At 58.0% G+C, this 14,744-nt stretch carries 13 protein-coding genes and 1 tRNA gene; 9 read left to right on the forward strand and 5 right to left on the reverse strand.

What is annotated here, in order from left to right; genetic code table 11:
- Positions 1-144: 144 nt before the first annotated feature.
- Positions 145-220, forward strand: a tRNA-Thr gene (locus BN873_RS11580).
- 454 nt (positions 221-674) lie between these two features.
- Positions 675-1,823 (forward strand): slipin family protein, encoded by a 1,149-nt coding sequence (locus BN873_RS11585; protein WP_048673814.1) that lies wholly within the window; start codon positions 675-677, stop codon positions 1,821-1,823.
- A 105-nt stretch (positions 1,824-1,928) separates the two neighbouring features.
- Here BN873_RS11585 and BN873_RS11590 read toward each other — a convergent pair whose 3' ends face one another.
- Genes BN873_RS11590 through BN873_RS11600 form a run of 3 tightly spaced genes read right to left on the reverse strand, consistent with a single transcriptional unit; the run spans position 1,929 to position 4,793 of the window.
- A complete protein-coding gene (locus BN873_RS11590) occupies positions 1,929-3,338 on the reverse strand; it encodes an NAD(P)(+) transhydrogenase (Re/Si-specific) subunit beta (protein ID WP_048673816.1) in 1,410 nt (469 codons plus the stop codon).
- A 3-nt stretch (positions 3,339-3,341) separates the two neighbouring features.
- Positions 3,342-3,644, reverse strand: coding sequence for an NAD(P) transhydrogenase subunit alpha part 2 (locus BN873_RS11595; RefSeq protein WP_048673873.1), 303 nt, complete (start codon positions 3,642-3,644; stop codon positions 3,342-3,344).
- A gap of 30 nt (positions 3,645-3,674) precedes the next feature.
- Entirely contained in the window at positions 3,675-4,793 is a 1,119-nt protein-coding gene (locus BN873_RS11600) for an NAD(P) transhydrogenase subunit alpha (RefSeq protein WP_048673818.1), read from the reverse strand.
- 315 nt (positions 4,794-5,108) lie between these two features.
- Between BN873_RS11600 and BN873_RS11605 the strand changes: the two genes are divergently transcribed.
- Both BN873_RS11605 and BN873_RS11610 read left to right on the forward strand, forming a co-directional pair.
- Positions 5,109-5,708: an HNH endonuclease gene (locus tag BN873_RS11605; protein ID WP_048673820.1), complete on the forward strand. Its 600-nt coding sequence runs from the start codon at positions 5,109-5,111 to the stop codon at positions 5,706-5,708.
- Positions 5,653-6,381 carry a cupin domain-containing protein gene (locus BN873_RS11610; RefSeq protein WP_171820461.1) on the forward strand — a complete coding sequence of 243 codons (729 nt, stop codon included), beginning with the start codon at positions 5,653-5,655 and terminating at the stop codon, positions 6,379-6,381. Before BN873_RS11605 ends, BN873_RS11610 begins: the two co-directional genes overlap by 56 nt.
- Here BN873_RS11610 and BN873_RS11615 read toward each other — a convergent pair.
- Positions 6,378-8,186, reverse strand: coding sequence for an asparagine synthetase B family protein (locus tag BN873_RS11615; protein WP_048673824.1), 1,809 nt, complete (start codon positions 8,184-8,186; stop codon positions 6,378-6,380). The genes BN873_RS11610 and BN873_RS11615 overlap by 4 nt on opposite strands.
- 24 nt (positions 8,187-8,210) lie before the next feature.
- The gene (locus tag BN873_RS11620) at positions 8,211-9,224 is read right to left on the reverse strand and encodes a toprim domain-containing protein (protein ID WP_048673826.1); all 1,014 of its coding nucleotides are present in this window, start codon (positions 9,222-9,224) and stop codon (positions 8,211-8,213) included.
- Positions 9,225-9,546: 322 nt separating this feature from the next.
- Here BN873_RS11620 and glyQ point away from each other — a divergent pair, with 322 nt between their 5' ends.
- From glyQ to phoU, 5 genes are all read left to right on the forward strand, one after another.
- Positions 9,547-10,473: a glycine--tRNA ligase subunit alpha gene (glyQ, locus tag BN873_RS11625; protein WP_102047036.1), complete on the forward strand. Its 927-nt coding sequence runs from the start codon at positions 9,547-9,549 to the stop codon at positions 10,471-10,473.
- Positions 10,466-12,541 carry a glycine--tRNA ligase subunit beta gene (gene glyS / locus BN873_RS11630; protein ID WP_048673830.1) on the forward strand — a complete coding sequence of 692 codons (2,076 nt, stop codon included), beginning with the start codon at positions 10,466-10,468 and terminating at the stop codon, positions 12,539-12,541. Before glyQ ends, glyS begins: the two co-directional genes overlap by 8 nt.
- 100 nt (positions 12,542-12,641) lie before the next feature.
- Entirely contained in the window at positions 12,642-13,184 is a 543-nt protein-coding gene (gene gmhB / locus BN873_RS11635) for a D-glycero-beta-D-manno-heptose 1,7-bisphosphate 7-phosphatase (protein WP_048673875.1), read from the forward strand.
- Between the two features lie 17 nt (positions 13,185-13,201).
- Positions 13,202-13,987: a lysophospholipid acyltransferase family protein gene (locus BN873_RS11640; RefSeq protein ID WP_048673831.1), complete on the forward strand. Its 786-nt coding sequence runs from the start codon at positions 13,202-13,204 to the stop codon at positions 13,985-13,987.
- An 11-nt stretch (positions 13,988-13,998) separates the two neighbouring features.
- The gene (gene phoU, locus BN873_RS11645) at positions 13,999-14,691 is read left to right on the forward strand and encodes a phosphate signaling complex protein PhoU (protein ID WP_048673833.1); all 693 of its coding nucleotides are present in this window, start codon (positions 13,999-14,001) and stop codon (positions 14,689-14,691) included.
- Positions 14,692-14,744: the final 53 nt, after the last annotated feature.

Raw genomic sequence — 14,744 nt, forward strand, 5'->3', positions numbered from 1 at the left:
CGGCGGAACGATTTTGAAATCCCCGTCGGCAAAGCTCGAAACCAACCTGTCGCCGCACAGCGAGTCCGGTTCTGGATACCGGTTCGGCGCGCCAACGCTACCCATTGCACGGTGTGTGTCGGGCGGATTTGATGGGACTTCGAGGAAAAAGTAGCTCAATCGGTAGAGCATCTGATTTGTAATCAGACGGTAGGGGGTTCGATTCCCTCCTTTTTCTCCATGGTAAGCCTTGAAACGGCTCGCGGTTCGACTCCGCCTCATAGCAGTACCCCCGGGAGCCACCCCGGTGGGCGGTAGCGTATCCGGCGCTTCGGCATCGGAAGCGTGACCGACCCACAGCGCTCGTGCAGTCTTGCACGGCGTGGATCGCGCCGGGAACGTGAGCGGCCAACCGAACGCAGTTTAGCTCAACAAGGACGCTGGCCACTGCGTGAGGTCCGTCGTTCATCGACCTGGCATCGACCCGCCGTCCGCTGCGTGGGCGTGGGGTGGTACCCACTCATTCAACTGTTTCGATGTTTTCTTTCAACGACAACCGGCAGGGACAAGACGGAATGACATCCTGACGCTCGGCAGTGGCGGGCCGGAAACGGTGCCGACAGCAACACGCCACGCTTATCCGCCAGATGTTGGCGGAACAGGAAGCTTAAATAATCTTCATAAGGAGAATCAAGATGTTCGGTTACAAGCGTATCGTGATTGCCCAGAACGAGCGTGGGCTGCATTTCTATGATCAGCGGCTAATCACCATCCTGGAGCCGGGAATTTACCGCTGGCTCGACCCGCAGAACCGCCACGGGGTGCAGCGTTACGACCTGACCGTGGCCGAGTTCGAGCACCCGTGGCTGGATGTGCTGTTAAAGACTGATGCCGCGTTGGTGGAGCGCCATTTCCAGGTGGTGGAAACCAGCGACCAGCAGGTCGGCCTGATTTACAAGAGCGGTCGGCTGAACGGTGTATTGCCGCCCGCGACCCGTCGGGTGTACTGGCGCGGGCCGGTCGAGGTGCGGGTGGAGTTGATCGACATCGCCACCGATTACACCTTGTCGCGGGCGCACACGGCCTTACTGGCGCGGCCGTCGGCGGCGCTGGCCAAGAGTCTGACGGGCCTGACTCAGGTCGCGGAGGTAGAGGATAACCACCTTGGCCTGTTGGTGGTGGACGGTGAACTGGTGCGCACGCTGCCGCCGGGTTTACACGCCTTCTGGCGGTTTAACCGCACCGTGAAGGTGGAAACGGTCGATTTGCGCTTGCAGACTGTGGAAGTGTCCGGCCAGGATATTCTGACCAAGGATAAGGTTAGCCTGCGGGTGAATCTGTCGGCGGTCTATCGCATCGCTGATCCGGTGAAGGCGCGGGCCGAACTGGGCAACATCAGCGAATACTTGTACCGGACGTTGCAATTCGGTCTGCGTCAGACCATCGGTTCACGCACGTTGGATGTGTTGCTGGGCGACAAGGACGAGCTGGATCAGGAAGTCTGGCGTTACGCGGCCGAGCGGGTGCGCTCGCACGGGTTGGAAGTCGAGACGGTCGGTTTGAAGGACGTGATCCTGCCGGGTGAGATGAAGGACATTCTCAACCAGGTGGTGCAGGCGGAGAAGGTGGCGCAGGCCAACGTTATCCGGCGGCGCGAGGAAACCGCCGCGACCCGTTCCTTGCTGAACACTGCCAAGCTCATGGAAGAGAATCCGCTGCTGTTGCGCTTGAAGGAACTGGAAGCGCTGGAGAAGGTGGTGGATAAGGTGGATCGGCTGACCGTGTTCGGCGGGCTGGACGGCGTGCTGAAGGACACGGTGCGCATCAACCTGCCGCCGCATTGAGCGGCGTGGTTTCAGGCCCGGCGGCAAGGCCGGTTTTTTTTTAGCCCGCAAAAAAACCAGGCGACCCGAAGGCCGCCTGGTTTCTACTTTAAGCAGCCGAGGCTGTTAGCCGAGATCCTTGATACCCTGGATCAGGCCCGCCGCTACTTTTTGTGCATCGCCGTACACCATCCGGGTGTTGTCAGCGAAGAACAGCGCGTTTTCGATACCGGCGAAGCCAACGCCCTTACCGCGCTTGATGACTTGCACGTTCTTGGCGTGATCGACGTTCAGAATCGGCATTCCATAGATCGGGCTGGACTTGTCGTTGCGCGCCGCCGGGTTCACCACGTCGTTGGCACCGATGACCAGCGCCACGTCGGCGGTCGGGAACTCCTCGTTGATCTCCTCCATGTCGAAGATCAAGTCGTAAGGCACACCCGCCTCGGCCAGCAGCACGTTCATGTGGCCGGGCATCCGACCCGCGACCGGGTGGATGGCGAACTTGACAGTCGCGCCACGCTCGATCAACAGCTTGCACATTTCCCAGATCTTGTGCTGCGCCTGGGCCACCGCCATGCCGTAACCGGGGACGATGATGACCTTGGACGCATACGCCATCTGCACCGCCGCATCCGACGGCTCCATTGCCTTGAGGCTGCCGGTGACCGCTTGCGCCTCGCCGCTGCCCAAGGCCGCCCAGTTGCTGAACAACACGTTGGAGACCGAGCGATTCATCGCCTTGGCCATCATCAGGGTCAGCAGCGTACCCGACGAACCGACGATGATGCCGGCGATGATCATAGCCGAGTTGCCGAGCACATAGCCTTCCAGCGCCACTGCCAAACCGGTGAAGGCGTTGAACAGCGAGATTACCACCGGCATATCCGCACCGCCGATGGGCAAGGCCATCATCGCGCCGAAGGCCAACGCCAGCAGGAAGAAAATGGTGATCAGCGCGCCGCTGGAGCTATGGGAAATGGCGATGACCAGACCCAATACCGCCGCCGCCAAAAAGATCGCCGCGTTGACTTTCTGTTGGCCGGTAAAGCGGAACTTGGCGTCGTCCTTGAAGAATTTGAGTTCCTGCAACTTGCCGAACGCGACCACCGAGCCGGAGAACGACACCGCGCCGATCAAAGCGCCGGCCACGGCCATCACCAGAATGAAGGTGGGAGGCGCGGTGGCCTTGTCGCCGTGATCCTTCAGCAGTTCAACCGCCGCGATGGCCGCCGCCGCGCCGCCGCCCATGCCGTTGTAAATGGCGATCATCTGCGGCATGGCGGTCATCGCCACTTTCTTGGCGCCGTACCAGGCGATCGCGCCGCCGATGGCGATGGCGACGACCATCAGCAGGTAATTGCCGGTGCCCGCTTGAATCTGCGGATGAATAAAGCTGATCACCGTCGCCAGCACCATGCCGTAACCCGCCCAGACGATGCCGCTGCGGGCGGTGGTCGGATGCGACATCCGCTTGAGGCCGATGATGAACAGCGCGGCCGTCAGGAAATAGACTGACTCGATCAAATAGCCCATGACTTACTTCTCCTGACCCTTGCTGCTCTTGAACATTTCCAGCATCCGCTCGGTGACGAAGTAACCACCGACCGCATTACCGGCGCCCAACAGCACGGCGAGGAAGCCGATGAATTTCTCCAATCCGGTTTCCGCCTGGCCCAAGGCGACCATCGCGCCGACCAGCACGATGCCGTGAACGAAGTTAGTGCCCGACATCAACGGCGTGTGCAAGATGACTGGCACTTTGCTGATGATTTCATAGCCGAGAAAACCCGCCAGCATCAGGATGTATATGGGGGAGAAGAACTCGACGACTTGTTTCATGATTTCCATAACGCTTCTCCGATGTTGTGGTTAGACCAGCTTGCTGGTGGCTTCATGGATGATCTTGCCATCGCGGGTCAAGGCACTCTTGGCGATCACCTCGTCGTCCCAGTCCAGATTCATGTTGCCGTCTTTGATCATCGGCGACAGGAAGTTGAACAGGTTCTTGGCATACATTTCGCTGGCCGGAACCGGGAAGCTGCTGGGAATGTTGAGCGGCCCGGCGATGATAACGCCGTTATGCTCGATGGTTTCGCCCGGTTTGGTCAATTCGCAGTTGCCACCGGATTCAGCGGCCAGATCGACAATGACTGCGCCTTTCTTCATGCCTTCGACCATCGCGGTAGTGATGATCTTCGGAGCGGCGCGACCGGGGACGGCGGCCGTGGAAATGACGGCATTGGCGGCGGCAATGTGCTTGGCCAAGACGTCAGCCTGTTTCTGCTTTTCTTCCGCTGTCAATTCACGGGCATAACCGCCTTCGCTGGCAGCGTTAACGCCGGTGTCGATCATCTTACCGCCGAGCGATTCGATTTCTTGCCGAGCGGCGGGACGCACGTCGTAGGCTTCGACCATCGCACCCAAGCGGCGGCAGGTGGCAATGGCCTGCAAGCCCGCCACGCCCGCGCCGATGATCACGGCTTTAGAGGGACGAATCGTGCCCGCTGCTGTGGTCAGCATTGGGAAGAATCCGCTGGATAGGTTGGCGGCCAACAGGGCGACTTTGTAGCCGGACACCGCCGCTTGTGAGGACAGCACGTCCATCGACTGAGCACGAGAGATGCGGGGAATCAGTTCCATCGCAAAGCTGATGATTTTCTTATCGCGCAGCCGCTTAACTAGGTCGAGATTGCGATGGGGCAACAACACCGCCAGCAACGTCGAGCCATCTTTCATCAGCTCCACTTCTTCCAGCGTGGGGGCTTGGACTTTGAAGACCACATCGGCCTCGGCGTACAAGGCTTTGGCGTCGTCCATCAGCCGACAATTTTTATAAGCTTCATCAGCAAAAAAAGCGCTGCTACCCGCGCCCTTTTCCACTAACAGCTCCGCGCCGAGCTTGGCGAAGCGCTCGGCCATGGTCGGGTCCAAAGCGACCCGGCGTTCCCCCGAAACGATCTCTTTCGGGACGGCCATACGAACAGGCATGATGTTGTCCTCCTGATGTTGTTATCGCTACCGGACTACCCGCCTTAGCCGGAAATTAAGAACGAAAAAAGGCTTCATGAAGCCTCTTGAAGACATTGTGTTTATGATTGGCTCGCGCGTCAGCGGCGGGGAGCGCGCGACACTGTTAAAATAGTAGCTTAGACTTGAGGTCGCTGAAAGGTTATGGGTGAAATAAGCCCGTTGGGCAGGGTAACTAACCTGTTTTCGACTGTCGATTTTTTCGTTGTCAACATGGCTTCACAGTAGCAGGCAAAAATACCTAAACCAAAATTAAGGAACAAGTGTAGGTGGGTTATGTACGGGTTGGAGCAGCAGGTTTTGCACACGGATGTCACGGGGATGCCCCTGGAATGGGTTGATTACCAGCAAGCGGTGCGTTTGTATTACGCCGATCAGGTGGCCTATACCTGCGGTATCGTGCTGTATACCGTTCATGGGGGGATCAGTGCCCGTAGCGGTTGCCAGAGCGTTATCGCGGTCAATTCGATCATCGCCACCCAGGGTGGTGCGTATGCCCGATTGCGCGCCCGTGAGGATTACGTGCCGCCTCTGTCCAATGCCTCGCTGTTTCGCCGTGATTGCAATACTTGCCTTTACTGCGGCCTGACCTTTGCTGTGCGTGATTTATCGCGCGATCATGTCCGGCCTCTTGTACAAGGGGGTCTTGATCGCTGGAACAATGTGGTCACGGCGTGCAAACCTTGCAATCACCACAAAGGCGGTAAGACGCCTGAGCAAGCAGGGATGCAACTGCTGGCGATTCCGTTCACGCCGAATCACGCCGAATATGTCTATCTGCAAGGCAAGCGGGTGTTGGTCGATCAGATGGATTTCTTGCGTGCCCATTTCCCACGGTCCAGCCCGCTGCACCAGCGGCTGGCGCGCTTGTCTTGATGTCATGACTGACCACGATGCAGGTTTGGCTTTCGTTCCGCTCGCCCTTGGCCCTGGTGTGTTGCTGGAGTTGGGAACGATCCAGGTCTGGGGTTGGGCGGATGAGCCGTTGCGCTTACCGTCTGGGATGACGGCTTACGGGATGGTCACGACCGGTCAGGCCCAGTTGGCCGATGCGGAAACCGGCCCCTTTACCTTGAACGCCGGTATGTTTTTTATGTTGCCCGACGGCGGCGCAGTGAGCGGCGGCCAGGGTTTGGCCATCCTGCTGACCGGCTATCGTGGACTGCGGCACATCGGCGGCCCGCTGGAGATGGCGGGGCGCCTGCGCTATATCGACGGCTGTAGCGATACCCTGCTGATCTGCCCTCCCCGTTTGGGCGATCCTTGCTTGAATCACCTGCATATCCCGCCCCATACCGACCAAACCCCCCATACCCACCCTTCGGTGCGCATCGGGGTGATTTTGCGTGGCACCGGTGAATGCCGCACCCCGGACGGTGTGTTTCCATTGCAGCCTGGCATGGGCTGGTATATCCCGACAGGCTGCCTGCATTCCTTCTTTACGGAAGATGAATCGCTCGACGTGATCGCCTGGCATCCTGACAGTGATTTTGGGCCACGCGATGACGATCATCCGATGATCAATCGCACGGTGATTCCCGCCGCCTAGTGTTGGATCAGTTTGGGCACTGGTCCGACCGGCAACGGCGCTTCGACCATCTGTTCGTACCAAAGCAAGAAAGTCACCAGCATCCATAATTTCAGGCCGTGGCGTAAGCCCGGAACGCCTTCGATTTCATAATTAACCAGACGCTTGACGTAATCAGGATTGAAAAAGCCACAACGCTGGAGATTTTTACGGGAGAGCAGATGCTCGCCATAGCGGCGAAGATCGCCCTGAAACCAGAATCGCACCGGCACCATCATCCCCGACTTGGGCCGGGCGATGATCGGTTCCGGTACGAGATCCTGCACCGCTTTCTTGAGTACGCTTTTTTCGATGGCACCTTCCAGCTTGGTGTTGGGCGGACAGCGCATACTGGTTTCGATGATGCGCCGGGAAAATAATGGCGGTAAGGCCAGTACCCCATTGGCGGCCGTCATCTTTTCCACTTTGACCAGAATCAGATTGGCGCCCTTCAGCCGGATATTCATAGCCATTAACTTGTTCACAAACTCGCGCGGCTGCGAGGTTTGGAAAAACGGCTCCAGTAGGCTGACCATTGCTTCATCGCCACCGGCTTCCCGCAGTAAAGCAGGGTCTAGCAAAATGCCAAGATCCTGATAGCAGCGTTGAAAAGCGCGCAAGTAATTCCGTTCCAGCCAGCCGGTCGGTGCTTCACCGGGCAAAGGGCCATACAGTTGCGCCAGAAGCATCGGCAGATTTTTCGGACCGCCGAAACAGGGGTCGCCGCCCTCCCCGTTCAACACCACATCAGCGACTTCTGCCGCCGCTTGCGCCAGCAGGTAATTAGGGACGGTTACCGGATCGCCGATGGGATCATCCAGCCGCCAGATAATTTCCCGTAACTGCTCCAGAAAATTCGTGGGACGGATTTCCAGCCAGCGGTGTGCAGTCCGGTAGCGATCCACCATGAGTTGGACGAATTCGTTTTCACGGGCGTACTCAGCACCGAAATGCACTGAGAAGGTCGGGAAAGCGCGTTGCGGTTCCTGTTGGGCGGCTACCGCGAGCACCGCACTGGAATCAATGCCACCGGACAGAAAGACAGCGGGTGGTTGCTGCCCACTAACCGCCAGGCATTCGGCAACGGATTGCTCCAACGCGGCCCGCACCAATGCGGGGTAGTCATCTGCCGCACGGACAGTCTCCCCTTCCAATTCCTCAAACCGGAAATGCCGGCGTACCTGTACCTGGCCTCGGCAAAATCGCAGAAGCGAGCCGGGTTGTAATTCTTCGATACCGGTGAACATGGTGCCGGCACCGGGCACGAAGCTAAAGGTCAGATACTCCGGCAGCGCACTGGCGCGTAGCTGACGCGGTAAGGCAGGATCGGCAAACAGGGCTTTGATCTCGCTGGCGAAGAGCAGGCGGCCCTGGCAGACCGTCCAATACAGCACCTTGACTCCAGCCGGATCACGCAGCAAGTAGATGCTATCGTCCTGAGCAAAGGACAGCACGAAAGCACCGGTCAGGCTGGCAAGCTGCGCTTCGATATCAGGCGTTTGTCGCAGATCAACCAGCAGTTGTTGGCTGTTGATCGTCGGCCCGGTCGAGGGTTCTGCCGGGAACAGAACGCCGCCATAACCCAGAAGATCATGGGTCGTCTGTCGAGCCAGTTGCGATTCCTGGTTCCAGTTGGCAATCCCGTGACCGATTTCTACGGTTTCGCCAGTTACCAGGTGGCCGCGAATCGACTCCCAGCCCTGGGGGCAGCGATGGGCCAGTAATCCTGCCATACGGGCCAGCAACTTATCCGTCGGCGCTCCACAATAGCCGAATAGGCACGACATCAGGCGTCCGATCCTGGTTTACGCTTAGCCAAAGTCATCACCACCACTACCACCACCGTCGCCGCTATCACTGCCACTGCCAGGAGTCGGCAAAGCCAGCAGGCCGGCGAGTACCGCCGCGCCCAGCAAATTCAACAAAGGCTTTGGCCCGATGAAGTCGATGGGCATTCGATGCCCGGTACGCAACATGCTGGCGTAATCGGTGCTCAGCCTGCCGTTCGCGCGTCGGCCTGCCGGTAGCCACGGCAAGCGGGCTGTGTTCTTGATGGCTTCCTGGGAAAGCCCCAGATCGACGAGTGATTGCCGGGCCAGCGGCCAGTTTGTATCTGCGGCCAATTGCGCCTTGAGATTAAAACCCTGCAACGAGGCATCATGCAGCAGCTGCACGGGAATAGCCGGATGGTGCTTTAAGAAATGCCGACAAGCGGCAAACGCGGCCTGGGGATAACCGGAGCGGCTGACGATGACCGTTTTGTGGGTAGCGTGGAAGCGGTTGCGCACCAGCATATCCACCAGGTCATCGCGCTCCACCACCAGAATTCGTTCGGGTGCATACTGCAAATCTTGCGGGGTGGCGGTCACGGTTTGTTGCGCGAACGCTCGGCCGTCGGCCAAAGCGGTAATGGGGTGACTTTGCTGGTAACGGTCGAGCAACTTGCGCGCTTTGGAAAGCGGTAAGCTGATTCTCTGCTGCTGGGTTTTCCAGACACTGAATATCACCAAAATAATGCCAAGCAGGAGCGCGATACTCCAACTACCAAAGAAGAAACCGACAAAACCGCTGATGATGGCAACGAAAATCAGGCCGCTGACCAGTATTTGCGTCGCGCTCCGCTGCCAGTAGCGACAAAGCTCCAGGGTGAGCTGGGTCAGGGTGAAGGCATACTGGCCGTTGTCTGATAACCGTCGGATGATCTGCCGCAGCGCGTGGTCGCTGAGACCATCGCTTTTCTTCCGAAAGACGAACTGGTAACTGCACTTCCCACAGCGAGTGCCATCACGATACCTCTGGTTATGATTGCAGTCAGGACAACGCATTTGCTCGCTCTCCAGTAGCGGTCATGGTCGAGAATCAAGGGCGAGGTTGTTATTTTGGCATTTGCCCCTTACTAGAAGTGTACGCAGCAAATGTTTCACGTGGAACACCGGCCGTTGGTTTCACGTAAAACCTTGGCCACAAGCTGCCAAAAAAGTGGCGGCGGCAAATGTTTCACATGGAACATCGGCCGTTGGTTTCACATAAAACCTTGAGCGCAAGATGAATCCAACCCAGATGCCGGACTATACTTGCAAGCTCGATTTTTATACCAGAACCTATCGAATTGCTCGTTGACCGTTTCTGCGGATTTTGGAGGCGCCTGTGCGCGATGTTTCAACCTTTCAGGGGCTGATTCTGGCCTTGCAAGACTACTGGGCCAATCAAGGTTGTGTGCTACTGCAACCTTATGATATGGAAGTCGGCGCGGGGACTTTTCACCCCGCCACCTTTTTGCGCGCCATCGGCCCAGAGCCTTGGAGCGCCGCCTATGTGCAACCATCCCGCCGTCCCACCGATGGCCGCTACGGCGAGAATCCAAACCGCCTCCAGCATTACTACCAATATCAGGTCGTCATCAAACCCTCACCGTTGGATTTGCAAGATCTGTATCTCAATTCCTTACGGGAACTCGGTCTTGATCCGCTGATTCACGATATTCGCTTCGTCGAAGATAACTGGGAGTCACCAACCTTGGGGGCCTGGGGTCTGGGCTGGGAGGTCTGGCTCAACGGTATGGAAATTACCCAGTTCACTTATTTTCAGCAAGTGGGCGGGCTGGATTGCAAGCCAGTTACTGGCGAGATCACTTACGGCTTAGAACGGATTGCCATGTACCTGCAAAGTGTGGAAAGCGTGTTTGATTTGTGTTGGACCGATGGTCCGCTCGGTCGGGTGACTTACGGTGACGTGTTCCATCAAAACGAAGTCGAAATGTCAACTTACAATTTCGAGCACGCGGATACCGCCGCATTGTTCGGCTGGTTCGATACCTGTGAAGCCGAAAGCAAGCGTTTGATCGATCTGGGTCTACCCCTACCCGCTTACGAAATGACATTGAAAGCCTCTCATACTTTTAATCTGCTGGATGCCCGTAAAGCGATCTCCGTGACTGAACGCCAACGCTATATCCTGCGGGTGCGCTCGCTGGCGCGTGCGGTGGCGCAAGCCTATTACGATGCCCGCGCGGCGCTCGGCTTCCCCATGTGTACTCAGCAAACGGCGGCGAGCAAGGAGGCGGCTCATGTCTGAGGCCCGCGACTTACTAATCGAAATCGGCACAGAAGAATTGCCGCCTAAAGCCCTGGCCGATCTGGCGCTAGCCTTTGAGACCGGCATTAGCGAAGGTTTGGCAAAAGCCGGGCTGGCACACGACGGTATCCAGCGTTTTGCGACACCGCGCCGTTTGGCGGTGCTGATCGAGCGCTTACCGATCCAGCAAGCCGACCGCCAGTTAGAACGGCGTGGACCGGCTTTGAGTGCTGCTTTTGGTCCCGACGGCCGGCCGACCAAAGCCGCCGAAGGTTTCGCCCGCTCCTGCGGCGTCGGCATCGCCGATCTACAGCGCGTGGAGACCGACAAGGGCGCCTGGCTGATCCACGTCAGCACTGAAGCGGGCGCACCAACCGCCAACCTGATTCCCGGCATCGTCGAAGCCGCGCTGGCTGGGTTGCCAATTCCCAAGCGAATGCGCTGGGGCGACCGCGATGAGGAATTCGTCCGTCCGGTGCATTGGGTCGTGCTGCTGTTCGGCGATGAGGTGATCCCCGCCACCATCATGGGGATGGAAACAGGCCGGGAAACACGCGGTCACCGCTTTCATCACCCACAACCCATCCGGTTGAGCGCACCGGCCAACTATGCTCGGCAACTTGCGGCCGAAGGCAAGGTAATCGCCAATTTCGCCGAGCGGCGCGAGCAGGTGCGCGCCCAGGCTGAAACGGTTGCTGCGCAGTTGCAGGGCACAGCGGTGATCAAGCCAGCGCTGCTGGATGAGGTGACTTCACTGGTAGAATGGCCGGTGGCGTTGGCTGGCAACTTCGAGCAGTGTTTTCTCGATGTACCCTCCGAAGCGCTGATCAGCACCATGCAGGACAACCAGCGCTATTTTCCGGTGGTGGATACAAACGGCAAACTGCTGCCGCACTTCATCACCATGACCAACCTGGAAAGCCGCGATCCCGCCCAGGTACGCGCCGGTAACGAACGGGTCATTCGGCCACGCTTTAGCGACGCTGAATTTTTCTGGAATCAGGATCGCAAGCAACCTCTGGCCAACCAGCGGGAAGCGCTCAAACAAGTTGTCTTTCAGCAGCGTCTAGGCACCTTAGCCGACAAGAGCGCGCGGGTTGCCACCCAGGCTCGCTTCATCGCTGAACAAACGGGCGGTGATCCCCGATGGGCCGAGCGGGCCGCAGAGTTAGCCAAATGCGATCTGTTGACCCAAATGGTGCAGGAATTTCCCGAACTGCAAGGGATCATGGGCCGCTACTACGCGCTGAATGACCAGGAAGCCGCCGAGGTCGCGCAAGCGCAAGAAGAACAATATCTGCCACGCTTTGCCGGTGATCGCTTGCCAGCGACACCTACAGGACGCGCATTGGCACTGGCCGACCGGCTGGATAATCTCGTCGGTATTTTTGCCATTGGCCAGCCGCCTTCCGGGGCGAAGGACCCATTTGGGTTGCGGCGCGCCGCGTTGGGTGTCTTGCGAATTTTGATTGAGGGCCAAATCGATTTGGATCTGCGCGAGGTATTACAGCGCAGCGCGGCCACCTTTCAGCTCGCCCTTCATGCCGATCAGATCGTCGAAAGCGTTTTTGAATTTATCATGGAGCGGTTGCGGGCCTATTATCTCGACCAGGGCGTGCGCGCCGACAGCTTTGAGGCGGTATTGGAATGCCAGCCGGCCAGGCCCTTGGACTTTGACCGGCGAGTGCGGGCCGTCAGCGCTTTTCGAGAGCGGCCAGAGGCCACCAGCCTCGCCGCCGCCAACAAGCGGATTCGCAACATTCTCAAAAAAATAGAGACCGCTCCACCATCCCAGGTCCGGTCGGATTTGCTACCTGAGCCGGCCGAACGGGCGTTGGCTGAACGATTGGGCGAGCTTTCCACTGCGGTGATACCGCTGATGGAGCATGGCCGCTATGGCGATGCCCTGAACCGCTTGGCTACCCTGCGCGAACCGGTCGATGCCTTTTTTGATCAGGTGTTGGTCATGACTGAAGATACGGCGTTACGCGATAACCGAATCGCCTTGCTGAACCGGCTCAGCGAACTCTTTCTAAGGGTGGCGGACTTCTCACGCTTGCAGGATTAAAAACCAACGCAAAGGTTTCACGTGAAACATGGGTACCGTCGTCACACCTCACCAGCGGCGGGCCAATTAAAATTGCCGAATGAACTACTGAATGACTCCGATAAAATTAATCATTCTGGACCGGGATGGTGTCATCAACGAAGATTCTGATGCATTCATCAAATCACCGGATGAGTGGCTACCCCTTGCAGGCAGTCTGGATGCGATAGCCCGCCTTAACCAGGGCGGTTATCGGGTGGTGGTTGCCACCAACCAGTCCGGGGTTGGTCGAGGGCTATTCGATCTGGAATGCCTGAACCGAATTCATCGCAAAATGTACAAAATGGTGCAAGAAGCAGGCGGCACGATTGAGGCGGTGTTCTTTTGCCCGGATGTGGACGAGACCCACCCCTACCGCAAACCCAACCCCGGTATGCTGGTGGAAATCGGTAAGCGGCTGAAATGCGATTTACAAGGGGTGCCGGTGGTGGGCGACAGCGTGCGCGATATCCGGGCCGCCAGGGCTGCAAATGCATGGCCGTTACTGGTACGAACCGGCAAGGGCAGCAAAACGCTCACGCGGGAACGGGAGGTCTGCGCTAATGTGCCGGTCTTCGACGATTTATCTGCCGTGGCCGATTTTCTAATTGCCCGCGACTCATGACCTCTGGCTCACCGATCATGCCCACATCCGTCGGTTTTCTTGGCAAAGCAAGCCGCTTCATCCGCTCACTACTGTTTTCGTTGGGGATGCTGTCGTCCATAACCCTATTTGCCCCCTTGGTGGTGCTGGGTTTCTTTCTCCCGTTTCGCCAACGTTATGGTATCTCGCAGATCTGGGCCGCCTTCAACATCTGGTGGCTGCGCATCACCTGTGGGATCGATTATCGGGTAAGCGGCAACGAGCATATTCCCGACCGACCGGTGGTGGTGATGGCTAAACACCAATCGACGTGGGAGACTCTTTTTCTGAACCAGTATCTGCCACCGATGTCCTGGGTGGTCAAGCGCGAATTACTCTGGTTACCGCTGTTTGGCTGGGCGTTGGGCGCCTTGCGTCCCATCGCGATCAATCGCCAGTCGGGTAGTTTGGCGGTCAGACAAGTGATCCGACAGGGTGTGAACTACTTGCGGCAAGGCCAATGGGTGTTAATTTTTCCTGAAGGAACCCGCACCGCGCCGGGAACCCGCAACCGCTACGGCTTGGGTGGGGCGGTGCTCGCCACGCAAAGCGGCTGCCCAATTCTTCCAGTCGCACTCAACGCCGGTGAGTTCTGGCCCAGGCGCGGCTTCATCAAGTATCCTGGCACTGTCCAGGTCGTCTTTGGTCCATTGCTGGAAAGCGTTGACCGGTCGCCACAGGACTTGATCCGACAGGTTGAGGATTGGATTGAAAGCAACATGCGGCTCATCAGTGAGGTTCCAGCGCCAGCGCCAAGCCCTGCCACGGGCCAACCCGAATCATAGGAGCGATATCCATGGCTTTCGCCAGTAGCAGACATACCGTCAAGCGCTTTGATGCGGAAATCCACCAATTGGTGGATTTAGTCCTGGAAATGGGCCGGGCAGTGGAGTTGCAAGTCAGCCGAGCCGTCACGGTTTTTCGGACTGGTGATATCGAAGCGGCTCAGGAGGTCATCGCCGGAGATCAAGCGGTTAACCGTTGGGACATGGAGATTGATCGCAATTGTGTCCGTTTGCTCAGTCGCCGGCAACCGATGAGCACCGATCTGCGGATGGTGATGGCGCTCAATAAAGCCGTGAACGATCTGGAACGAATCGGTGATGAGGCCAAAGCGATTGCCGAGAGAACACTATCCATTTATGCACGCGGCGTCCGCCCGCAAGAGGCGATCTCCTTGGAAATGGAGCGATTAGCGCTGATCGCCGACCAGCGTGTCCAGCAAGCGCTCGATAGTTTCGCCCGGTTAGATGCCGAGCAAGCCTGGGCGCTGGCTCAGACTGATGAATCGGATGGCGTATTCGAGGATATCATGCGCTCACTCAGTACCTACGCGCTGGATGGCGAGCTGCCGATTGGCACAGTGATCGATATTGCGCTGGCGTTGAAAGCGTTGCAGCGCGTGGCCGAGCGGGCGCGCAATCTCGCTGAATACGTGATCTACATCGTAGAAGGGCAAGATATCCGTCACTCGAACGTTGTTTTATAAGTGAGCAAATCGACGCTGTAATGGCGGTTTGTGAACGACGCTCAATGGCGATT

Origin of the sequence: Candidatus Competibacter denitrificans Run_A_D11, assembly GCF_001051235.1 — a bacterium.
GTDB classification, from domain to species: Bacteria; Pseudomonadota; Gammaproteobacteria; order Competibacterales; family Competibacteraceae; genus Competibacter_A; species Competibacter_A denitrificans.